The sequence below is a fragment of the Desulfobacter sp. genome, assembly GCA_028768525.1.
In the GTDB taxonomy this organism is placed as follows: Bacteria; Desulfobacterota; Desulfobacteria; order Desulfobacterales; family Desulfobacteraceae; genus Desulfobacter.
Genome location: CP054837.1, coordinates 3,532,843 through 3,556,573 on the forward strand (window position 1 = coordinate 3,532,843; position 23,731 = coordinate 3,556,573).

The window sequence follows — 23,731 nt, forward strand, 5'->3', positions numbered from 1 at the left end:
TTCAGTTGAGTATAAATTGGGAGGTTGTCGTTATGGCTAAAGCTATTTGTAACCAATGTGGGAAAGTATACGAATTTCATTGTGATGATTTGAGTTGGAGTTCAGAGGCTTATGCAAAGCACTCTGAAGCTATGGGGCCTGAATTCCATCATACTTCTGAGTGGGGGGAATCCTGTAATTGCGGTGAAGCATTGAGCATCAGTTTCTTATATGTTGAATATCCAGAAGGCACGACTGAGTCAAAGGATATCGAAACAGCAGGCTGTGAATTTCAGGGTGATTGTCCCGCACCAATATCATTCAGATAATCACTAATCTTTGTAGAATTTTAAAACCGTTATTTTTTGTGACCATGCGAACTTGTGAGTCACTGCATTTGAAGCAGTGACTCATGCCTGCATTGGATTCTCCTGGATAAAACTTATGCCAACAAAGATCTATGTTTTCTTTAAGGTTTATTGGTGCCATCCTCCCCAGGAGGATCATTCATTCGTCTCTCAGCAAAAATCAAATTATAGTTTATCTCCGACAGTTATATTATGAGAATAGTAAAACTGAATCACGATCTCATTCTTTTCAAATCTTAAATTATCTCCGACAAAATCTACATCAATGTCCATTTGAAAATGAAGGGTATTGAAATAACGCCCCCCTTATCGCTCGGGTTGATACCACTTAGGGAGGTTAATGTAATATGTATTATGTATTGTAGTATTAGCTAATTAAGTAGCTTTCATAATCCCCATCAATTCACAAGTACCGTTTCTTATAGCATAGTGTCCCGCCAAATCACTATTCACCAAAACCAATATAGAATCCACTTTAACGTGAGTGCCAGCGTTCTTTCCTTTCAGTTCTGCTGAAACTCCGTTCAAAACACACATTAAGGATAAACGATCATGCAGAACATCTTCACAGGCGACGAATATAAGGAGTTGCCTCTCACCTTTTCACTGAAACAGAACAGTCGAACCCATGAAGAACTACGCCAAATTATTCATTGCCTTTTTCAATATATGATAACGCGTCACAGTAAAGTTTATGTCACACGAATAACATTGAAATTTCCCACAGCAACGTATCACTGCTATCCCCATGACAATTCCACCATCACGACATTTATGGAAGCGTTGATTCGTCATTGTAACCGCAGGGACTATGATCCTAAATATCTCTGGGTGAGAGAGGTGTCCCCAAGGTCAGGCCAGCACCACTTCCATTGCTTGGTACTGTTTAATGGAAACCGGGTAGAGACCACTAACTGGCTGAAAATGAAAGTTCATTCCTTATGGGGTAGGGTTCTGGGAATGGATGCAGGTGGATATTTCAACATAGATAAACCTTTTTGGAAGGTCAATGAGAAGCGTGGCATTATGATCAGGCGCTATCTTCCGGAGTGTCCCCTTCATTATGAAGCTGCGCTACAATGGGCTTCTTATCTCGCGAAAGTTTACAGTAAAGAGCGCCAGCATAAGTTCCTTAGGGGATATGGCTGTTCTGTATTATAAGACCGGTAGGCTTCCTGAGTAGTTGGAAGCTTCGGTTGCCCTCCATCAGATCCCATTATTGATGGATTTTAGCAAATATCGATATCGTTCCAGATTTGAGCCACATCTGACGGGTCTGAAATATCCATTACCATTTCCGACCATTATGATCCTGACATCCTCTCCCCACTACGACATTTGTGATACTCCACATAAAGGCCCTTCATATAAGGCTTTCAGAATCTGCTAGAGGGGTATAATTGGAGGCCGTATGGCGATGGATTCAAATAAGCTGTGCCATCCATATCATTTCACTCGTTGATATTTTGATACTGCCAAGTCTCAGCTTTCCCCAGGCAACCAAAGATAAGCTTGGAGCCAGAGGATACCCCGCACATCGTCTCCAACACTTGGGACGCAACCATCGGCCAACTTGTTCTCTGGTACATACAGGTCAATATCGAAATCAGCATCAGAAGGCCGTAGAACAGTAACACGGATACGCCAAACCCTTTGATCGAGCATTGTTTCATGCAATTCTGTCACGGACTTGACTGGTCCCTGAAACTCATAATCATCTTTTGCAAGATCTTCCCGTGGTATAAGTGCCGTCATCCCTTGGGTCTGAAAGATCAACGGCTCCTTACTATCCCGTTTGCTTGGGTCATCAGCGTGCATCAGCCCCCGGAGACGGGAGACATGCTCTTGTTCATCGATAACTATTGGATCTGGACTGACTATTTCAAACGTATATGGGAACCCTGCGAAAATGAACTGATAGGGTTCACCTGTTTTATAGAATATCCGATTAGCGGCAAACAGCGGGTCGAAAAACACAATTGGATGATCTTTCTCTGGCCCCACAAGACCTTGAATCTGAGCTTCAAGACGGTTTGGCCACAATTTGATTTCTTCGATCACAACGGTATGCTGTGTGCCCTCGCTCACCCAAGGGTAGGCTGAGATGAACTCATTTCCCCCTTCTGGTGAATTAAGCTGGATCACACTTATCAAACCAAAACGCGGTATCGGCCACACCAATAGAGCACCTGTCGGCTCCTGTTCGGGAAATGCATAGGGCTTGGCATATTTATTATCAGCATAAGACAGGGCCATCTGGCTGTCCTGTATGATTTCCGGAAGTTGATTGAAGAGGTCTGTGGGATCGTCATAGAAAATACCAATGTGATCACCGTGCCCTACGGTTTCTTCTGAACAGTACTCATCAACAGCTTCCTCAAATGGTGTGTTAGATTGGTTTCTGTGCTTACTGGTCATAAATGCTCCTGAGAGTTGATGGATTACAGAGTTCTATCTGAGCAACCGTGTATCATGACAATTCGACTATCCAGGCCAAAAGGACAGGCTGGATAGAAACTGAAAATCTATTTTAAGACCCCATCATAGACGGGCGTGACGCTTGAAAAGAATGGTCAGAAAGCCCCTCAAGTATAGCCTTATTGGATAGGCTGGGATTACCGCCCAGCACTGCATGCCGGGCAAAGCTGATCATCCTCATCATATTCATCATCAATATGTGCAAAGTCGCTGATGGTAAATTCACATTCGCATTTTCTACAGTCTATTGGCGTTGTACAGTCATCGCAATACCAATAACCGTTTGTCTTCTCGCCATCGTCCTCTTCAACAAAATTCCCGCATGAATAACATTCCTTATCAGCCATCTTTTCTCTCCCTTTGATATTGTGATTGTTGAGAAGCGACTGCTCAGTATCTGGGCTATCAGAAAAGGGACGTGGATTCAATGGCTATTGTTGAAAATAGATAGAATCTGAATAGGAGTCAGAACGTACAGACGAAACCGAACTAAGATTTCATGTGCTTATGGAATACGTCTAGGATTTCAAGTGCTGCGTCTGAATCTTTCTTTGATAGTTCTGCGAATATAGATTTGATTCTTGAAACGGTCTTGGTATCATCATCAATTACAGCATTTAGAAGCTCTCCAGGGGGCACCTCAAGAGATTCTGCTATCTTGACCAGGATCTCAACGGACAGGTTGACCTGGCCACGCTCTATTTCTCCAAGATATTTATAACTGATACCAGCCAGCTCCGCCAATGCTTGCTGGCTGAGCTTTTGCTCTCCTCTAAGATCTTTGATATGTTTTCCGATGTTCTCTAAAGCGTCTGTCATTCGGCCATCTCCTTAATTTTCTATTTTTAAGATGACCGGCGATTTATATAAACCCACGATGATGGGTATTTAATTGTTCAAATTAACACCAATAGGTGTTATATAAATGCCATGATCGATAATCCAAATCTTAGTTTTGAGACATAGCCTGGTTAGGACGTTTTCAATTTCAACGAAGGATAAAATAATGAACTCATTAAAGAGATTGTTTAGAACCTCTATTGTCATTTTGTTTGCTACTGTATTTCTTTTCGGCTGCGGTTCTAACCCAACCGATGTGGTTAAAGATGCTCATCTGAAACTGGACAATTCAATCACCCTTGGTGATGCCCTCGAAAAGAACAAGCACCTCACTGGCCAGACTTGGGAAGAATTTGAAGATGACATGGGCAGAACCATCGTTGAATTTACAGCTAAGTCTGATATCGAGTGCTTAAGCGAAGAATCCTGTGATTTCATTAAAAAGTATGGTGTTTATACTGATGTAAAGATCCAGTTCACTGTAGGTGAAGATGAGAAGTTTGAGATCACTTATATCGGAACCGCGTATAATGCTTCTGATGAACTGAAACAGATGTTCGATGAACGTGAGCAGAAGGAGTACTTTGGGTACACTTCTCATACTAACTATGAGGTATTGAAATCCATCTATGCCAACAAGCCTGTACCTGTTGTTTATAGTGTTTTCTCGAAACTCTACAATGGGGAAAGGTCATACCGTATGACCAGTAAACGTGAAGCTAACCGTCAGCGTGGCATGGCCAAACTTAAACCATATGTAAATCGTGTATTTGATATATATGGTGACCAGCTTAAACAGTTCTTCGAACATCATCGGCGCGTCAAAGTTCTTATTCGGAGTCGTGATGAGAACACCCACTTTGTCAGTATATTTGGTGAATCCAATTACATGAGAGGATATCTCCATCTCGTCAGTGCTGATGAACGGAGTGTTTGTGAGGTTGAATCGATGTACACTCAGAAAGAAGTGGTTAATGAGTATGCACGGAAAACTGGTTATCCATCAGGGTTGAGATCATATGACGTTAAAGACAATCCTACCATGGATATCGTCAGCGCTAAGCTTAACGCTACTGTTAATAAAGAAGGCGAAGTTTCCTGTGGCCTGAATGGATCATTAGAAGGTGAATATAAATTTGCCGTAGAAATCAGATTCTTTAAGAAAGGCGATTACATCTATCCTTACGAGGCCCGTTTTGGTGACGGTGATAGTGTAATGTGTTCTGATGACAAGAACTGGTGGAAACAATAGTTCTATAGTTAATCTGACTACGTGTAAGAGAAATCATAACCTTCCCGGACCACCATCCGGGAGGGGTGTTCTTTTAAAAATAGGGGGACACAATTGGACACGACCCTAAAAGTTCAGTTGAAACCGCCTTTAATCTTCAGGTTCCAGCAAATCCTCTGCATCGGCTGATATCAGCTTCTGGCAATGGTGGCAGACCATGTTCAATCGCTTAACATTACCTTTAAAGAGAAACTTACCGCAGTGGGGGCACCGGTATTCATTCAGATCAGGGTCACTTCCCATCGGTGGGATAATTGGGTCGGTTGTATTCGAATCGTCCATGGTCTCTCACTGTAATCATTTTGTCAGGCTGATTCAGTATATCATGGGCCTGGGGAAAGCAACATCTTCTCATTTGTTTTTTGTATAACCCTGATAGCGGCCCAAGATACAAGGATCTGGTCATCGGAAGGAGTGTTAAAATCAATAACCGTGTATAGGGGGATTGATAGGGCTTTGGGGACTGCTTTTAGATTCCCTCATCAAGGTGTTTATCTATCAACAGTCAAATCTTCAACAAATTCAGATATGGGATCGATTCCAGTAACCAATAGACGATCCCTTGCCCGGGTGCAGGCCACATAAAGAAGGTGGCGTTCTGTATTATACACTTCGTCCAGATCAGAATCATCTCCCACAGCCTCAATCCTCTGCATTGAAGGTATTACGTCTTCATCACAGGCCATGACCACAACGACTTTGAATTCAAGGCCTTTAGCAAGATGCATGGTGCTGATAGAAAGGTGACCGCTTTTAAATTGTATCTTTTCATCAAGGACCGTGTAGGGCAACCCCGCTGATTCAACGGCTGTTATCGCCCGCTGTATTTCATTTTGTGAGCGAACAAATACACCGGCCTCAGAGGGTAGAATCCCCTGGTTATGACATTCTGTGAGCCATGCTGCTACGGCTTTGATCTCCTCTTCCTCATTCGGGTATTCTTTAATCTGTGGTGAGGGACCGTTGAAAACAGAGATGGTATTATTTCTCTTTTCCCGATTACCATCAACATCCGCAATCTCCGGATCGAGCAGAAGATCTGCCTGCTTTCGAATCTGGTGAGAGGTACGATAGTTAATTCGCAGTGTCCGGGAGCGTCCAAGGATGTTGACTCCAAGCCCCTTCCAGGAAAATGGCGGCTGGAAGATACGCTGCCCCAGATCCCCTGCGAAAAAAAGGCCGTTCTCCCGTTTGCCTGCTATGGCAGCAAGAAGTTTGAGCTGGGCGACGCTTATATCCTGCGCCTCATCTACAACGATAGAGTCAAATGGGGGATGGGCATTCTGTTTAACCTTTTGCGCAACTTCACAGAACATTCCGGATAAGGTTGTCAATTGGTGCTTTTGCATCATTGAGCGAACACAGGCAAAGATCTCCCACAGTTTTTGCCGTTGCGACTCCGGGAGACGGGTCTTTCTTCCCAGACGGCGGACATCCCGATATGCCTCCCATGTATTTAATTGCCATGCATCCACCACATCCTGCCACTCACTGAGCAGAAAACGCTGTGAAAAAGAATGATCCGCTATACTTTGGCTCGCTTCTTTAAGAAACGTCTGCAGTTTCTCAATAGAAACAATATTAGCTTTCAAGCCTTGTGCTTCGTACAATCTTCTACCAATAGTATTCATGTCAGCTACTTCGAGGCGTTCTGCAAGGCGCGGCATGTTACTGATTAAGAGTTTCAATTTCATTTGCAGAGCGTTGGCAAGTGGCTTCGAGAACGTAGTTAAGAGAATGCGGCCATCTGGATGTGATTGAGCAAGGTGAACTGCACGATGCAGAGCCACTACAGTTTTACCCGTACCAGCAGATCCAGAAACCCGGGCTGGACCGTTAAATTTCTTTTGGACTAAGTCAGCTTGATCTGGATGCAGGAATATTGTCCATTTCTCCCATGGCGCTTCCAAAGCGCGTTCCAGTTCCTCTTTGTTGGTCATAAGGCGGAAACGACGCTTTGCATCGGGATGGTCAAATGGGTTACCCGTATCAGACGATATTAATGACAGCCCTATCGGCGTACCTCCGGTAGCGATTTCAAGCAGGGCCTCTGCTGCTTCAGCAGGAAGATGATCTGCCAGTCCCAGCAAAGAGTCTTCATCCGCTTTACGCACATCCTCAACCCATTCTTCCGGAACGCCATACCCAAGCAGTTCTTCCTCCGTTTGGTTTGCAAAGAGCAAGGGTTTATCGGATGCAACCTGTTCTTCAACATAGACTGGAACAATAATCTCCTCTACCCTTTCCCGCACTTCAATAATCTGTGCAGCTCCGGTTTTCGGGTGGACCGCAAGCTTTCTTTTCTCTGCCCAGGCATAGGCCTTGTCGTGGTGGTCCACATAGCACAGCAGCATATTCGCATCGGTCTTATGAATGATAATCCGGATATCATTATTCACCCGTACGGACCAAAAGTTTGGATCTTTGGCATGATCTACCCTGTGGAACTTGAACCCGGGATTAGCAGGGTTCATCTGGAGATCAAAGGCGGAGGTCTTGATGATTTTCTGTTCCTGGGCTGTCATCTTCCCCAGGCTGGCAGTAAAGGTGTCTGCAATACGAAAATTCATATACCGGTTCCAATGGGAATCTGTGGTTTGATTATATTTTCAACGGCTGCATAAAGGTCTGTCTTGGTTTCCGGCACATGGATAGAGATGATCAAGGCATACCGCGCTTTCTTATCGTATCTTGCAAGCGCAGTCCGGGTTTTCCACCAGCCAAGTGTTGGATAAACGGCCAACACGCCACGACTGGCCAGTTCTGCAGCAGTCCCCTGCCAGATGTCAGAATGCATTGATCCCTTATGCCTATTATTGGGGCCGATTACCCAGCCTTTATCATCTCCAGTCCGGGACTTCCCGGAGTCTGCACTGATAGTCAGGGCGTTGATTCGTCCTCTAAAATCATCTTCAGATTCATAGGGTCTTTTCACATCGAAACGCAGGCCATGGGATTCATAACGGTATCTGGAACGGACGCCTCTGGTCGATGGATTGGGTTCAATAAAGTAGGACAACGTCACTCTCATTTCCACCTCCATTTCTCCCAGGCTTTCCAACTCATCAAGGGGCCAGGGAAGGCGGTGGAGATTCATATCCCGCAATTTAGGGGTGCTCCCTGTTTTCTCGAAGGGGTACAAATCAGACTCAATGACCATGGTCAATGAATTGGAAACACTCCACAAGGCCCGGCTGATATCAGGCATCCCAAAACCACAATGCCGGACAAGCTGCAGATAATCTCCTTTATTTGGTGTTCTCGAATCAGGGAGAAATGTCTGACGCATTGCATCGGTCCACTGGGCTGAATGAACGATCAAGGCCCGGATAGTCTCTGACCAGAGATCAGGATACTCAGCCATCAACTGTGCCGCCATTCGGCAGGCAAGCGCAGTGGCAGCACTGGTTGCGTTCATGATCGTCAGTAATCGTTCGTGGGGTTTGTGATGAGTGGTAAGAAGGCTTAAGCTTTCCATTGTTAAAGGCCCGATCCCGTCATCTGCGACATTACCGCCTTCAAAGACAATATCCGGTTTGATGGGCCAGTGTTTCTGCCAGGTGGATGAAGTGGTACTGAAAGGGCTTAATCCCCCTTCCGGGGCAATCGGCTCGTAGTTTTCCGCATCTTCTTCTGTAATCGTCACAAGGTCGGTATAGGCACCAACAGTTAACGCGTTCCAGGCTTGCCCCGGATCATGAATACCTTCGACGGTATTGGAGTCTGGATATTCCCGCCAGGCGTTCTGGTCATCTATATTACCAGCACAAAGCACCATTAACCTGGGGATTTCGTTTTCTCCTTCGACATCCACTGCCAAGCTGTCCACAGCCGCAGACCAGGCAGAGGGACGGCCCCGGTCCCGGTTATCGCGCGCTGAAATCGCCATTCCGTAAACACGTTTTCTAAACGCATCAGTTACGATTGTCCGGTTGACCGCTTCCTGAGTCAGATAGCCGTGTAACTTTGCATCACCACCATTAGCATGGTCATGAGGAATAATTTTCACGGACTCTATTCTGTGTTGGATATTGATCGGAAAAGAGGAGTCCAGCGGCCCGCTTAAATCCCCGAACAGGGCCAACCCTGCCATGGAAGTGCCGTGCCCCTCCTGATCGTCCAATCCCCAGGCAGGATTCACAGTATGCAGATCCGCATCGTCAAGAGCCGGGGCAATAAGTACATGCCCATTGTTGATGCCGCTATCTAAAAGACAGATATGAGGAACAGCTTGACTTTCATCAGCATAGCTGCAACGGCTCGTCAATTCTTCAACCCATTCCGCCTGCTCGTCCGGCGTCAGGGCATCAAAGAACTCAGCCGTATCTTTAGCTCGCCGAAGCTCCGCAATGGTGTTCAGGGTCATCATTGACTCCTGCATTTTCTTCTTGGAGGCGTAAGCTACCAACACCGACCTTTCGGGGAATTCCAGCATTGAATCCGATATAGCGATCCCTTGACCTTCTGCCATGAACCGAAACGTATCCACCACATTTGCCCGGTCTTTTCTAACCGGCAGCCAAACTTCCCACCAGAACAGCTCATCGTCCTGACGGGGGAACTCGGATTCATCATCAGTCCAAAGCGCCTGAAGGCTTGCTGTGCGGATTTCCTTGATAGTATTGATCAGCTTGTGATGATCCAGTAGATTGCCCTTCTCGCTCCGTCTTTCAGAAAGATAGTCCGAAATCAAATTCTCAAAATGAACCAGTTTACCGTCAGGAACAAATACTGTGGCGTAGAAACGCTCCTCATCTTGTCGGACATTGAGCAGTTCAATTCCAGATCGCTCACGAGCTAAGCTTTCAAATGCCAGATCAATATCATCAAATGATTCAAATTCAAGACGCAGGCCAAGTCCGTCTTCCTCCAGACCGGCTGCTTTCTGAATAGCACTGGCATTTTCCATAATCGGCTTAAGCTGTTGGATCTGTCCGAATAAATGATTGCCGTGAGATTGGCGGTTCCGATCAGGAGGGGATATCGAGCTTCCTCCTCCCCGTGGGCGGAAAGGTTCTGATTCTGCCAGATTGCCCAGTAAAAAGTGAGATCTATTGTGTGTGTGTTCTTCTGTCATTACCCTTGATTCAGCAACCGTTCTTTCATCGTTTTCCGTTCAATCAGCGTCTTTTCAACTATGCCTTCCGTAACACGAGATTCCTTATTAATGAGCATATGTTTCAATGCCTCTTCAACTGCCCGGGTGACTTCTGCATAACTTAACCCTTCTGCCTGATCTGCTATCCGCTGCCAGGGGATGTCTGCAGCAGAATGGGATAGCCTCGATTTAAGAAGTGCGGCAATGAGTACCGTGTCGGGCAGGGAGTAATGCAACACATCATCAAATCTTCTGAAAAGAGCATGATCAAGAATGCCAGGGTGATTTGTCGCCGCAATGATCAGGCTGTGGGAATGATCCTGCTCAATCATTACCAGAAAGCTGTTCAGAATCCGGCGGATTTCTCCTACATCGTTGATCAGGCCCCGCTGGGAGCCAATGGCATCAAACTCATCAAAGAAATAGATGCCCCGGGTATGGGTGGCTGCATCAAATACCTGCCTCAGTTTGGCCGCAGTCTCTCCCATGTATTTGGTTAACAGACCATCCAGACGAATCTGACACAGGGGGTACCCCAGTTCACCGGCAAGCACAGCCGCTGACATGGTTTTCCCGGTGCCTGGAGGCCCAACCAAAAGCAGCTTTCTAGCAGGGGACAGGCCATGGGATAGAAGATCTGCCGCATGACGCTGTTCACGAATGACCTTTTTGATCTGCAGGGCCAAAGTATCTTCCAGGATCATATCTGCAACCCGAAGCTTGGGATATGTCACTGTCAGCAGATCTGCAAGCTCACCTTTGGGACGGCCTATGGGGATAGGGTTTGTAATAGTCTGTTTACTGCTTTGGCGCTTTTTAGCTTTATCAATCAGGTCACGCAGTTCTTCGGCCAGTTTGCCGTGTCCCCGTTTGGCTTCATGGGCAGCAACCTGCATAGCGATGGAGTAGAAACGCTGATCGTCTCCCTCGCTGTGTGACTGCAGTAAAGCTTTTATTTGATCTGCCCTGGCCATGGCCGTTCTCCTATAAAACTACGGTTATCCTGTTTCCTGAAGCAATCTCTATTATAACCTAAATTTGATAAACTTTCATCACTTCATCACCTAAATGATTGATGACCTTGACAGCAATGCGTCCCGACTCCGGACGGTCAAAGGGCCGGGAAACGTCGCTGTTCAGGCTCTTCCAGGCGTCTTTGTCGATCTCAGCTTTAAGGGTTGTCTTCAGTGCCTTATATGGATCATTGGCTCCGAGGAAATAAGCGTGACGCACAAAGAAACTCTCTTCATTATAATCAGTGTCGATGAACCAGCAGGCGATGCCACCGGCATTGTCACTTTTGACTTCACCGGTATTCGGGTGGAACACATCCACACCATTGATCTTAACCTGCACCTGATTGTCCTCAGCATCAAGAATATCGATGTCCGGTTCTCCAAAAATGACAAAAAGATTACCCTTACCCGTGTTTTTCAGGTCATCAGCCATGTGAAGGTCTGCGTTCATGCGGGCTTTAAGTACCGGGATACGCCCAAGTTTGTCAAACTCAGAGGAATGGGCATCATAATTAAAGGCACAGGCGATAAGCACATCAAACCCTGCATCTCCGGCCTCCCGGGCAGCCGCAACCAGATCAGGCCGGGATACGGTGCCGAATTCAGGGCCGATGAAGATGGCTGCCCGCCGTTCCGGTCCTTGTTCTGTACCCCCCTCCTGGTAACAGCCTTCACCACAGATATATTTTCCAGGCCAGGCAACAAGGGAGGAAAAGTCAATCTTATCCTCTTTATGCGCCTGCTGGACCCCTGCGGTTTTGAGGTTGTCCAGAATGACCTGTGCAAAATCCTGGGCGTCTTCCCCCTGAACTGTATTGAGGGGGTCAATTAGCTCGTCATCCGCATCCACCCCCAATACCCGGTGCGGGGAGAGAGACTCAACCGTAAAGGGACCGGCCACCCGCACCTTCTTCTTATCTTCATAGGGTTTATCGTAGAGGTACTCAAAGTCGGCCTTGGCTGCAATGGAGGCGTCGATTTCTTTTTGTCTGGCGATCCGCAGATCCCACCACCTCTTATGCAAGGTCTTGGCCTTTCCCGACCAGCCTTCTTCTGCTTCACGGGGGATTTCCCACTCCTGCCATTTCTTTTTGAGTGCCGTGTTGAGTTGTTCCCGTAATGGCTCCAGTTCTTCCTGGAACTGATCCCAGATTATATCGAGTTCTGCATTGCTGGCAATGGCTTTTAGAGTGATATGAGGCACTCTTTCATAGACAAAACCCTGACGAATATTGCCAAAAGTTGGGGTTTCGGACGGCGGTGTGCGGGTGATTTCCGCTTCTCTGTCTTGCCCTTCTTTGCTGTCTGATAATAGATAGAAAGGATAACGGGCACCCATAATGCGGGCACGGGCCAATGCTAGAGAAACCCGGGACGTGTCAATTGTTATCCAACGTCGGCCCCATTGCTCTGCGACATAGGCTGTAGTTCCTGAGCCGCAAGTTGGATCAAGGACGAGGTCTCCTGGATCAGTAGACATGAGGATGCAGCGCTGAACAACTTTGTTACCGGTTTGTACCACATATATTTGTTCCTCAGTAAAACTTCCTGTTCCTGTATCATGCCATGTACTATCAAAGTAGGAAATCGGGTTGTCCTCAGCGAGCAGTATACTGGATATGCTCTTTCCTGATACGCGTATACGGTTAGCTTTGGTTAGTTTGTCTAAATCACCTCCTGGGGAAGGGTCATACTTCCAGTGATTGCCACTAGCACAGGGGTATGATTTATTTCTAAATTGATAATGCCCACTTCTGTTTTTTTGATGCCCTTGAGAAAATAGAGGGCCTGGGCGTCCAATCCTCCAGCCTTCTGGAATAGACTCAGAACCTAAGATTTGTTCCTTAGTCATTCGTTTTATCTCAGATAAATCAGGAGAAAAAAGATAAACATACTGCTTAGCTCCTCTTTCACCACTGCTCTTTTTAAAAGCTAGGTTCCTAATTTTTTGTAACTCAGCTATTTTGGCGTAAACAAGAATTGAATCTGTAACGGTCTGGAGGCCTTTTGTTGATTGGGAACTTGTTTTATAAAATGATATGGTCCCGGAGTAATTATTATCTCCAAACACTTCATCCATTAATGCCCGTACCCGATGCACATTCTCATCCCCGATCTGCACAAAGATCGATCCAGAGTCAGTCAACAGATCCCGGGCCACAGTCAGACGATCTCGTAGATAAGTCAGGTATGAATGAATCCCATCCCGCCAGGTATCCCGGAAGGCCTTTACCTGCTCAGGTTCACGGGTGATATGCGTGGCATTGCCATCCTTTACATCCCGGCTGGTGGTTGACCACTGGAAGTTGGAATTGAATTTGATGCCATAAGGTGGATCAAGATAAATACACTGCACCTTGCCCCGCAGTCCTTCCCGCTCGGCCAAAGAAGCCATGACCTGCATGGAATCTCCCAAGATCATTCGGTTCTGCCACTTTCCGTCGTGCTGATAGAACTCGGTCTTGGCGGCCTCACTGGAAATACCGTTGAAGTCGGAAAATAGATCCATCTGTTCCGGTGGTTCTGGTGCATTGCTTTTTTCACTCTGACGGCGCAGATCGTCCACCAGTATCTTGGGATGTACCTTTTCCTGGATATAGAGGGGCGGGGCCTGTACCACCAACTCTGACCAGTCCTGTACATCCTTCCCGCGCCAGACCAACTGAGGATCAAGATCTTGATTGCGGCGTTCATAGGCCACCTGTAAGGGGGCCAGCTCATCATCCCGCATTACGGACTGGAACTCTGCAGTCGGGATGTTTTTACGGCTTGCCTCGTCATGGGTAATGGTCTCAACTATTTTAGGGGCTTTCTTCTTCTTTGCCATATGTATATCTTAACCTTGTTGTCCACTGACAGTGGAATCAATCATTTTGTTAAACTCGTTTTCAATCTTCTTCTTGAACTGGTCCTCGATTTCAAAAACCTCAGTGAATTCCGCAAAGGCCCACCGGCCATAGGTTTTAAGATTGTTGACTCCGGGTATCCAATAGGCTTCCATGGTCGATTTCTTATCTTTGGCATCTTCTCCGCGATACCCCTTGATCTCAACAATCAGTTGCAAGGGATCTTCATGACCATCATCCACATGAACAATAAAGTCTGGGATATAGGTTCGGGTCCCGGAGCCGTATCGGTAGGGGACTTCCAGGCCAAGATTATGGTTTTTCACATAGGCTTTGACCTTGGGATGGGCCTCCGCCACCCTGCAGAATTCCGCCTCCCAGTCACTGTCGAGAATCACCCAGTTGATATGGCTTCGGTCTGCACTGGTTTCCCAGCGCAGCTTTTTTGAGGTATTGAAATTTACATGGGTTGTTGAACCACTGGGATTATATGGATCAAGCAGGGCCTTGATGGGTGTTTTATCTGAGTGGGACAGGGTTATGGCATCCGTAATGCGATTGCAGGCCATGTCCGCCAGTTCCTGGTAGATGAGCTGAGCCGGATAGGTACTGCCCTTACACTCCAAATGATTATCCAGCCATTTCCTGGTGATGCGTTTGAGCTGTCCAAACAAGTGCAGTTTGGGCTCTTCCCCGGTGTCGCGCCATTTGGTAAACAGCAGGCGCTTGGTCAATTCCAAAACCAACGTTGAACGACGCATATCTTCCAGATGCTTGAGGTTCAGTTCGACGCCTTCCCCAATAATACCCTGGTTCTTGGTGATGGACGGGCCGACGATCTTGGGCGTGAGGACCAGTGTTGAATCATCAGTAAACTCTGCACTAAGTTTTTCTTCCGGCAGTTCCACCCGGTATCCCTGCACCCTGGGGAACTGGATCTCAAGATGATCTCTTTCCGGTTTGACCGCTTTGACCTGGATGGTTTCCCGGGGTGGCTGCGGAGGTGCCACAACAGGCTTTGCCGTAAAATCAAAGGGGATGCCCAGAATATCTGCGTATTCTACATTGAACAATCCCGCTTCGTTCAAGTCATAGGACTGCCGACGCAAGGCCCTGCCTATTACCTGTTCACAGAGCAACTGGGTGCCGAAGGCGCGGATACCTAAAATATGAGTCACGGTATTGGCATCCCAGCCCTCGGTCAGCATGGACACGGAAACTACACAGCGGATGGACTCGCCCAGCCGCCCTTTTTGTCCAACGGTATTCATTACCTCCCGGAGCAGGTCCTGGTTGGTGATCTTTTCGGCTTTCTGGTGATCTCCGCGCTCCCGCATCTCATATCGGAATCTTTCAATTTCCCGGGCATTCATGTCCAGGAACTTCTTGTCCAGTGCTTCACCTGATTCAAGCTGTTCACTATCAATGAGCAGGGTTCGTGGCCGGGCCAGCCTTTCCCCGTATTCATCAAAGTTCCTAAACAAAGGCAGGCGTCCATCCACAAAGGTTTCCTTCTCGTTCTCTCCCTGGAAATGAAATCCGGAGATGAAATCATACACCAACTTGGAGGTAGCAGTATTGTTGCAGACGATAATAAAGGAAGGCGGTATGGTGAGCCCGCTTTTCTGCCAGAGTTCAAAGGTTTCTTCATAGTGGCCGTACAGGGCTTCCATGGCAGTCTGCAGCCGAACCGGCAGACTGCGCGGATCAAGATTCTTTGCTTTGCCCCGGCCTTTCTTGGGCATGTCAGTGCGGATATTCTCCCAAAGGTTCCGGAACATGGGCATTTCGTTACCGGGGATATTTTCAGCCACCGGCACCCGGGGCAGCTTGACAATACCGCACTCAATGGCATCCATCAGGGCAAAATCACTCATGGCCCAGGGAAACAGGGTGCCTTCAGCATAACCCGAACCGCTCAGGAAGAAGGGCGTTGCTGAAAGGTCCATGACCCGGTTTATGCCGATATGACGCCCTACCGTTTCCAGCCCGGTGATCCAAAGCCTGGCCGCTTCATTGTTTTTCTGAGCTTCTTTCTTATCATCACCTTTAAGATCAGCAACGTCATCCTCACCGGGTTTCTCTCTATAACAGTGATGGGCTTCATCGTTGATTGCCATGATATTTTTCATGCCCATCAGTTCCGGCATCACCCGTTGCAGCATCTGGCCTTCTGTTTCAACCGTGCTCAGTTCCTCCCCCCTTCCCTGGAGAAGGGATCGGCTTCCTTTGGCCAGTTTAATCCGCTCCCGTCTTTTAAACGAGTGATAATTGGTGATGACAATCTTAGCCTTCTCAAGATCAGGAAGCATATCTGTTGGAACCAGCTCACGGTTGCCGTAATAGCTGTCAATATCATTGGGCTGCAGAACCCTCAGCCGGTCCCGGATAGTAATACCAGGAGTAACGATAAGAAAACCCCGGGTAAACTTTTTGCTGGCCCGGCGACGGACCGCATTTATGGTTTGCCAGGCAATGAGCATGGCCATAACCGTTGTTTTCCCAGCCCCGGTAGCCAGCTTCAATGCAAGCCGCATCAACTCTGGGTTTGCGTTAATATTGGCATTATTCAGATGTTCAAGAAATATACGCCCGGCTTTACCTGATTTCGGAGCAACCTCTGTTAGCCAGATGGTCACTTCTGCGGCTTCCACCTGGCAAAAGAATGGTCGGAGACTGCTGAACTTATGATGCCTCCAGTGCTGCAGGAGTCGGGCTGTTTCCGGGGTGACTTTCCAATCATTTGGATCAGGCAGCTCCCGCCAGGCGTCCACAGTCTCTCGTAACTGGTTGATGATTGGGGTGGGATCATACTGTTGGCCGTCTTGGGTAAGTTCATGGTTGGCAAACAGGCTTAAGTCACTGCTCTTTCCCTTACTCTTTTTGGGTTTGGGAATCGGGGTAAGGAATTCAGCCTTCCGTCGTTTAGGAATAACCTTCTGGGTTGGCTGCCCCTGTTCGTCAAGCTCCCAATGCCTGTCAGGATATGTATAAGGGGAGTTTAGAATAGGTTGTTCAAAAAAAAGATTTGCTGGTGCCATATATGTTTCCTCAAACTCGTATCGAAGCGCTCGCGGCGTTTGGGATCAAATAATCAGTCTATAGAATTAGAAGTTGTCCCTACAATATCTGCAAACTATGTCAACAATGTCCTTCCGCGTAATTCAAATCTTAAGTTTTCTTATCTATAAAATTATGGAAAAGCAAATATTATCTTGCACTCTTGGTGATCTACTAGTGAATATTACGAGTAATGCTTCTCAAATCATTTCAGATATATATTACCCTTCTGATACAAGATCTTTAATCGCTTAAAACAACAATGTCACAGCCAGAGTCCTGCATAACAGCAGGACTCTGGCTGTGTTATTTGGAAAGGAGTATAACCATGGAAGTCACCCTATGTTCAGACAAAATAACCGACCTGGCAAAAGCCATGATCCAAGTGCAGCAGGCTCTTGCTCCTGCATTGAAAGACAGTATTAACGATTTCACCAACAGCAGCTATGCATCTTTAAAATCGGTAATGGAAGTGTGCCGGGCAGCATTATTCAACCACGGGATCTGGATGACCCAGTACCCTGTTTCGGTTGATAAGGGTCATTTGGGCCTGGTCACTAAAATCATTCATGCGGCATCCGGCCAATGGCAATCTTCCCTGATTGAAATGCCCCTGCCAAAGAATGATCCACAAGGATACGGCTCGGCCATGACCTATGCCAGGCGTTACGGCCTGTCAGCATTACTTGGTATTATCACCGAAGACGATGACGCCGAATCTGCTATGCAACGACAGGAAAATGAAAATCACCAGATTAACCCCTTAAATCATGGGGCGACACCTGCCCCTGGAAGCCCACAGAAGCCACATCAATATGGAGACACTGCCCCTCAGGAGAACTTGCCTCAATTGGATGGTGTCAGTTACAGAAAACAGAAGGGACAAAACGGTAAATTTTGTATCCTGGCAACCGGGAACACCCATTCCAAGAAAGAGTTCCTGAAGAGCGCCGGATTCCGGTGGGATGGGGACAAGAAGGTTTGGTGGAGGTACGACAATGCAGCCTGATAAAGAAAATGGTCTGCTTCAATTCCTGACCACCGGAATCTTGAAGCACACCGCAGAGGATACTGCAGTCCAGCTTGGAGATCGGAACCAGTACATTGGTCTTTCGGATATCGGCAAGGGTATGGAATGCCTCAGATCAGCCGTAGCCGATAAAGCCGGTCTGATCCGGCATCCTCATTATAAAGATGTCCCCAGATTAAACCAGAAAACGTTGAGGGCAGTGTTGGAGAAGCAAATTGTTCTGCAGCGGGGGCATTGGCAAGAATACGGCATCCAGAACGCAATCATGGCAACTAGTGTAAAACTAATTCCACAACTTGAAATCTGTATTGAGTACAACGGGGTCCCCATTAAGGCTCATTTGGATTTCACAATAGTCTGGGGAGGGAAGAAACCAGCCGTTAGAATTATAGAGCTGAAAAGTAACGAGAATATACCAGACCATCTGTATGCCTCCTATGAAGCACAGGTATACGGGCAGGTCAGCTTGCTGAAAGAATGTTGGAACAAGCCTTGCTTTGGAGTGGTTGCAGAAAACGGAAAGGATAGTTTCAGTGGTGTATCATTTCCTGACGCTGTTACCAAACTGTTCGGAGTCACCATGCCGAATACACCAGAAAATGTGGATATTGAAGCATGGATACTTTCCATCTCCATGACTCAGGTGAAGCCGTTTGGCCCCTATTTACCGGATAAAGTCATGCTCAACACCTGCCTTAAAATGGCAGAGCGGATCTGGAATGAGAAGAATGAGATTCATGCCGGTGATATAGTCCTGAATGATGTCCAATACTGTTCCGGGTTTCATCCGTTGTGTGATTATTGCAGTGTCAATGAAGACTGTCCCAAGTTCAAAGGGCCGGATATCCTGCAACATGACCCTGCTTTTGAATCTGAACTTGAAAAGTTGGCAGATCTGAAAGCTCAGGAATCAGTGATCCAGAAGAAAAAGAAAGCCATTGAGCAAAGGGTTAAGAACACATATCGCCTGGTAAATGGTGATACTACCGGTTGGCTCAACACATCCGGATACCGGTTCAAGGTATCCCAGATGCCGGGGCGTAAATCCCTTGACCGGGATAAGCTGCATCTAAAGATGGCAGGGCAGGTCCCTGATGGTACATCGGTGGATGATGTCCTGGATCAATGCCAGAAAACAAGCGCGCCCTATGAACGGCTCTATATCAGCAAAATCAATAAAAAGCTGATTTCTGCAGCATAACAAATTTATAACTCAATTTAACGAGGCCCACCTCCCTTAACCGGGGGGATGGGCCTTTTCTATTTTAAGGAGATGCCAATGACAACAATAACTGAACTTGAAAAACTAAAACCCAAGGACCTGGACGCTGGGCTCATCTTCAGTGGTACAGCGTCGGGTAAAATGATCAAAGGTTATGCTTCCCCCTGTTCCTTTACCCCGACAATCAACCCGGAATATCTTTATCATGAATCCAGCCGGGACGTGATCGTCTGGTTTATGGACAGTTCAGATCCGTTTTATCTGTTTGGTCCTGCGGGTAGCGGGAAAACCAGCCTTATCAAGCAGCTTGCTACAAAACTCAACTATCCAGTGTTTTCCATCACAGGCCACAGCCGGTTGGAATTCCCTGACATGGTGGGGCACCTGACCGTGGATAATGGAAACATGGTGTTCCAATACGGCCCCCTGGCGCTTGCCATGAAATATGGGGGATTGTTCCTCCTTGATGAAATCGACCTGCTTGACCCTGCTACCGCTGCAGGTCTCAATGGGATGCTGGACGGAGAACCCTTATGTATCCCGGAAAACGGAAGTGAAATAATCAAACCCAACCCACTTTTCAGGTTTGCAGCCACGGCAAATACTAACGGTGGGTCAGATGAAACCGGTCTTTATCAGGGAACCCTCCGACAGAACCTGGCGTTTATGGATCGGTTCTGGCTCTGCGAGATCAACTATCCCACACCTGACGCTGAAGAGAGTCTCCTGGCACTCAGAGCAAAAGGTCTGCCCGAAGACATCAGGAAAAAGATGGTGGAATATGCCAATGAGGTCCGGAAACTGTTCATGGGTGAGAGCACCGATTTTAACGATACCATAGAGGTGACGTTCTCCACCCGGACCCTGATCCGGTGGGCAGATCTGGCCATACGGTTTCAGCCGTTAGCCAATCAAGGAATTCAGCCGGTCACATACGCCTTGGACCGTGCTCTCGGATATCGGGCAACCAGGGAAACTCGGTCATTTCTGCATGAGCTTGCACAACGAATTTTTCCTGTGACGGACGCATAAATCACGTCACCAATACCACAAAATATAAAAAACAGAATCAGACGGGAAGAGGCATGGATGCCTCTATCCTGTTTTCTATTTTGGAAAGGAAAATATATGGATACAGCCACAGATGCAAAAGTATTCAAACACCTGATGGTGCTGAACCTTGATGTCAGTATTTGGTCAGCCCGAAAGAAATTAAGCCCCTCTGATTTCGGGGGAGCCAAGTTGCCCCCGGAAGAACTCGCTTCTCTCGGCAGCAAGAAAATTTGCAATCCCGAAGACCTCCGGATCTTTGGTACCCTTAAATCCCGTGCAGTTAATATGTTGGATCGTATCGGGGTGAGGTTCCTGGGTGGTTGGGGGATTCCTGAGAGCCTCGCCGATGGTGTCATCAAGGATCTGAAGGCGATCCACGATGAGTTCATGGACGCCAAACAGCAGTTCCTGGCCACCTATGACCAGAGTATCGAATCCTGGATCAACCAGCACCCAGAGTGGAAAGATATCATTAAAAATTCCACAGTGGATGCCGGATACGTCAGTAGCCGGATCGGGTTCAAATGGCAGCTATTCCAGCTTGTCCCGCCTAAAAAGAAATTTATCCATCAAGGTTTGAAAGATGAGGTAACCAATCTGGGGCACACCCTCTATGGTGAGATAGCCAAGGCGGCGGAGGATGCCTGGAACAAGTGTTATCTCGGGAAAAATAAGGTCTCCCATAAGGCCATCTCCCCGTTACGGTCCATTTATGAAAAGCTAAACGGGTTAAGCTTCGTGGAGCCGTGTGCTGCACCCATTGCCAATCTTCTCAGAACAGCATTTGATCAAATCCCCAAAAGAGGATTTATCCAGGGTGCGGATCTGTTAATGCTCCAAGGCGTATTGGCACTTTTGCGAGATCCTGAATCCCTGGTTGAACATGGGAAAAGTATCATCAAAGGCAAAACGCCTGATTCCATACTGAAAAGCCTTGTCCAGAACGATGATACTGCCTGTCCCGTCCCGGCAGATTCCATAGATCTGTCAGAACCACTTCCAGTTAACAATTTGAATCAGCAGGCCATCGATAGCTTTGGGCTCTGGTAGAGGAATATAATGCCCATGAATAACAAATTGATCATGCGGTCGCTGCCCCTGGTAGCGGCTGTCTTAGGTGATAAGTACGGTGTGAAAGTCTCCATCGGCGGAAGTGACGCATTCACCGATGGCAACACCATCTACCTGCCAGGTCTTCCCATGGACAGCGATGAACAGCTTATCGGTCTTGCCAGGGGATATATTGACCATGAATCTGCCCATATCAGGGATACGGATTTTGATGAGGTAAAGAAGGCCAACCTCACTCCGCTTGAGATGAACATATGGAACTGCATTGAAGACTGGAGAGTGGAAGAGAAGCTGGCCTCTATCTTTCCTGGATGTCGTGGAAACTTCCATTGGCTGATTCGGCATATCTTCGGCGGCTCTATAGTTGATGATGGCAGCATTCCGGTAAAGCTTATCCCGGATTGGATTCTTTTGTCTGTCAGGGCCTGGCATGTACCGGGTCTGTCTGGTCCACGGGATCAGTCGGAGGCCATAATTGAAAGTCGTTATCCTGGTCTACCAGGAAAGATAAAATCGATTCTCCAGGAAATAAGATCAAACTGCGTAACAACAGGGGACAGTATTCTCTACGCCAAAAAGATAGTTGCGTTGCTCAAATCTGAAGCAAATGAAAAACCAGCTCCTAAACCCCCGTCAAATAAGGAACAGAGAAGTGCAGGGAATGAAAATAATGACGCCCCAGTACAGAGACCTTGGGGGGATAAAGATCAGGGTTCTGGCTCAAAACATCAGTTGGAACAACTGATCAATGCTGGAGCAGATGATTTACCCAAAGGTACAGGGGAGATCCTCCAGGAGCACTTGGCTAATAAGGTGTCTGCCAATTCCCAGGACAAAGTCAGTGTTGCTGTTGTTGGTAATAGGTATTTCAAAGCCCTTGATACCGCAAAATCACCAGAGCTGCTGAAATCAACAACGGCACTGAAAACACGGCTGCAAAGTATGCTTCAGTCTGTTCTTTTGAAACGGGGCCGTATCTCCCGTCAAGGCAAATTGGATACCCGGCAGTTATACAAAGTCGCTGTCTCCGATCCCCGGATGTTCGTCAAGCCTGAAGAACGACAGGGATTCAATACAGCGGTCCATATCCTGATTGATTGTTCAGGAAGTATGCGACGACGGATGGAACTGACTTCACAGGTCTGTTACGCCTTGGCAAAGGCTCTCGACTCTATCAAGGGCATCAACATCGGAGTCACCGCATTCCCTGCTGATCGTCCTAAAATAAATGGCCGTGAAAATCCTGATATGGCAGCAGTCCATCCTGTCGTTAGGCATGGGGAACTGATGCATTCCAAGTTTCATACCCGTGCCGCAGGATGCACTCCCATGGGGGAGGCCATATGGTGGGTACTTCAGGCCATGTTACCGCTGAAGGAAACCAGGAAGATTGTCCTGATATTAACAGACGGTAGTCCGGATTACCTTGCAAATACGATAGAAGCCATTGACCAAGGTCAAAAGCTCGGGTTTGAATTCCATGGTATCGGGATAGATACTATCAGTATCAAAAGCATCCTGCCCCAAAGTAGTTGCAATATTCACAACCTGTCTGAACTGGCCCCGGCCATGTTCCGAATCATGAAAACTGTATTTAACAATCATAAATAACAAGGAGAAATTTATGACTGAAAACGAAACACCTGTATGTCCGGAATGTAAAAATGCAAACCATGTTGTATTAGTAAGTACTGCCAAGAAGGCAGGGACAGCGGTAGGCGGAGCTGCGGGAGCTGCTTCTGGCTATGTCGGTGCGAAAACCGGTGTAGTTACCGGTGGAGCAATTGGCTCAGTTGTTCCTGTCGTTGGCACTGGTCTCGGGATGGTTGCAGGTGGCCTGGCCGGAGCATTGGCAGGGTTTTTCACCGGTGCTGCCGTGGGCAACAAAGTTGGCGAACACATTGACCGTCATGTGATCGGTGAGTACCGCTGTAACAAATGCGGTGCTGAGTTCGAGATGTAGATTATATTTCATTTTAACATTTACAAGACCTCTTTGATCGTCTTCAAAGGGGTCTTCAACATTTTGGGAGAAAGTTATGGGCAAGGTAAAAATAACTATCACGTTTATTGGTGGTGCGGCTGCTAACATTCTTGCTGCCGCTGGATTACAGGCACTCAGCGATGATAGCGCTGAAAGTGCCATTGAAGGTGTAGACGAGGTTGAAGAAGATGTTGTTATGGCTGGAGACATTGGTACCGGTTTGTTTGATGCGATGGATAACGTATCCGGTTTCCGAAACGTAGAATTGTTGGAAGATGAAGAAATCACCACTGAATAAGAATGTGTATCCTCTGTAGTAAATCAAAATTGACCAAACAACCATGGGCCTCCTTGTGTAAAAGCGAGGGGGCTCTTGCTATTTCAGGAGAAACCAA

At 47.2% G+C, this 23,731-nt stretch carries 18 protein-coding genes; 10 read left to right on the top strand and 8 right to left on the bottom strand.

Annotated features, from left to right (window positions below; translation table 11 throughout):
- Positions 1 to 32: 32 nt before the first annotated feature.
- Positions 33 to 308 carry a hypothetical protein gene (locus HUN04_15690; GenBank protein WDP91058.1) on the top strand — a complete coding sequence of 92 codons (276 nt, stop codon included), beginning with the start codon at positions 33 to 35 and terminating at the stop codon, positions 306 to 308.
- Positions 309 to 899: 591 nt separating this feature from the next.
- The gene (locus tag HUN04_15695; GenBank protein ID WDP91059.1) at positions 900 to 1,508 is read left to right on the top strand and encodes an inovirus-type Gp2 protein; all 609 of its coding nucleotides are present in this window, start codon (positions 900 to 902) and stop codon (positions 1,506 to 1,508) included.
- Between the two features lie 321 nt (positions 1,509 to 1,829).
- On the opposite strand, the gene HUN04_15700 is transcribed toward HUN04_15695, so the two are convergent.
- The 3 genes from HUN04_15700 to HUN04_15710 all read right to left on the bottom strand — a co-directional run bounded on the left by HUN04_15700 (position 1,830) and on the right by HUN04_15710 (position 3,644).
- Positions 1,830 to 2,765: a hypothetical protein gene (locus HUN04_15700; protein WDP91060.1), complete on the bottom strand. Its 936-nt coding sequence runs from the start codon at positions 2,763 to 2,765 to the stop codon at positions 1,830 to 1,832.
- A 197-nt stretch (positions 2,766 to 2,962) separates the two neighbouring features.
- Positions 2,963 to 3,172: a hypothetical protein gene (locus tag HUN04_15705; protein WDP91061.1), complete on the bottom strand. Its 210-nt coding sequence runs from the start codon at positions 3,170 to 3,172 to the stop codon at positions 2,963 to 2,965.
- Between the two features lie 142 nt (positions 3,173 to 3,314).
- Complete coding sequence (locus HUN04_15710) at positions 3,315 to 3,644, bottom strand: helix-turn-helix transcriptional regulator (GenBank protein WDP91062.1); 330 nt, start codon at positions 3,642 to 3,644, stop codon at positions 3,315 to 3,317.
- Positions 3,645 to 3,831: 187 nt separating this feature from the next.
- On the opposite strand from HUN04_15710, the gene HUN04_15715 reads away from it, so the two are divergent.
- On the top strand, positions 3,832 to 4,917 hold the full coding sequence (locus HUN04_15715; protein WDP91063.1) for a hypothetical protein: 1,086 nt from the start codon (positions 3,832 to 3,834) through the stop codon (positions 4,915 to 4,917).
- Between the two features lie 530 nt (positions 4,918 to 5,447).
- Here HUN04_15715 and HUN04_15720 read toward each other — a convergent pair.
- From HUN04_15720 to HUN04_15740, 5 genes are read right to left on the bottom strand one after another with little or no spacing between them, the layout of a single operon-like run.
- Entirely contained in the window at positions 5,448 to 7,526 is a 2,079-nt protein-coding gene (locus tag HUN04_15720; protein ID WDP91064.1) for a UvrD-helicase domain-containing protein, read from the bottom strand.
- Positions 7,523 to 10,033, bottom strand: coding sequence for a S8 family peptidase (locus HUN04_15725; GenBank protein ID WDP91065.1), 2,511 nt, complete (start codon positions 10,031 to 10,033; stop codon positions 7,523 to 7,525). The genes HUN04_15720 and HUN04_15725 overlap by 4 nt, the downstream gene beginning before the upstream one ends.
- Positions 10,033 to 11,028 carry an ATP-binding protein gene (locus HUN04_15730; protein WDP91066.1) on the bottom strand — a complete coding sequence of 332 codons (996 nt, stop codon included), beginning with the start codon at positions 11,026 to 11,028 and terminating at the stop codon, positions 10,033 to 10,035. Before HUN04_15730 ends, HUN04_15725 begins: the two co-directional genes overlap by 1 nt.
- 58 nt (positions 11,029 to 11,086) lie before the next feature.
- Positions 11,087 to 13,897, bottom strand: a complete 2,811-nt coding sequence (locus HUN04_15735) for a site-specific DNA-methyltransferase (protein WDP91067.1) — start codon at positions 13,895 to 13,897, stop codon at positions 11,087 to 11,089.
- A gap of 9 nt (positions 13,898 to 13,906) precedes the next feature.
- On the bottom strand, positions 13,907 to 16,957 hold the full coding sequence (locus HUN04_15740; protein ID WDP91068.1) for a DEAD/DEAH box helicase family protein: 3,051 nt from the start codon (positions 16,955 to 16,957) through the stop codon (positions 13,907 to 13,909).
- A 347-nt stretch (positions 16,958 to 17,304) separates the two neighbouring features.
- Here HUN04_15740 and HUN04_15745 point away from each other — a divergent pair, with 347 nt between their 5' ends.
- The 7 genes from HUN04_15745 to HUN04_15775 all read left to right on the top strand — a co-directional run bounded on the left by HUN04_15745 (position 17,305) and on the right by HUN04_15775 (position 23,634).
- Positions 17,305 to 17,985, top strand: a complete 681-nt coding sequence (locus HUN04_15745) for an ERF family protein (GenBank protein WDP91069.1) — start codon at positions 17,305 to 17,307, stop codon at positions 17,983 to 17,985.
- Positions 17,975 to 19,207, top strand: coding sequence for a hypothetical protein (locus HUN04_15750; protein ID WDP91070.1), 1,233 nt, complete (start codon positions 17,975 to 17,977; stop codon positions 19,205 to 19,207). The genes HUN04_15745 and HUN04_15750 overlap by 11 nt, the downstream gene beginning before the upstream one ends.
- Positions 19,208 to 19,285: 78 nt before the next feature.
- The gene (locus tag HUN04_15755; GenBank protein WDP91071.1) at positions 19,286 to 20,260 is read left to right on the top strand and encodes an AAA family ATPase; all 975 of its coding nucleotides are present in this window, start codon (positions 19,286 to 19,288) and stop codon (positions 20,258 to 20,260) included.
- Positions 20,261 to 20,356: 96 nt separating this feature from the next.
- The gene (locus tag HUN04_15760; protein WDP91072.1) at positions 20,357 to 21,331 is read left to right on the top strand and encodes a DUF3150 domain-containing protein; all 975 of its coding nucleotides are present in this window, start codon (positions 20,357 to 20,359) and stop codon (positions 21,329 to 21,331) included.
- Positions 21,332 to 21,346: 15 nt separating this feature from the next.
- Positions 21,347 to 22,963, top strand: coding sequence for a hypothetical protein (locus HUN04_15765; GenBank protein ID WDP91073.1), 1,617 nt, complete (start codon positions 21,347 to 21,349; stop codon positions 22,961 to 22,963).
- A 13-nt stretch (positions 22,964 to 22,976) separates the two neighbouring features.
- Positions 22,977 to 23,315, top strand: coding sequence for a hypothetical protein (locus tag HUN04_15770; GenBank protein WDP91074.1), 339 nt, complete (start codon positions 22,977 to 22,979; stop codon positions 23,313 to 23,315).
- Positions 23,316 to 23,391: 76 nt separating this feature from the next.
- Positions 23,392 to 23,634 carry a hypothetical protein gene (locus HUN04_15775; GenBank protein ID WDP91075.1) on the top strand — a complete coding sequence of 81 codons (243 nt, stop codon included), beginning with the start codon at positions 23,392 to 23,394 and terminating at the stop codon, positions 23,632 to 23,634.
- Positions 23,635 to 23,731 lie beyond the last annotated feature (97 nt).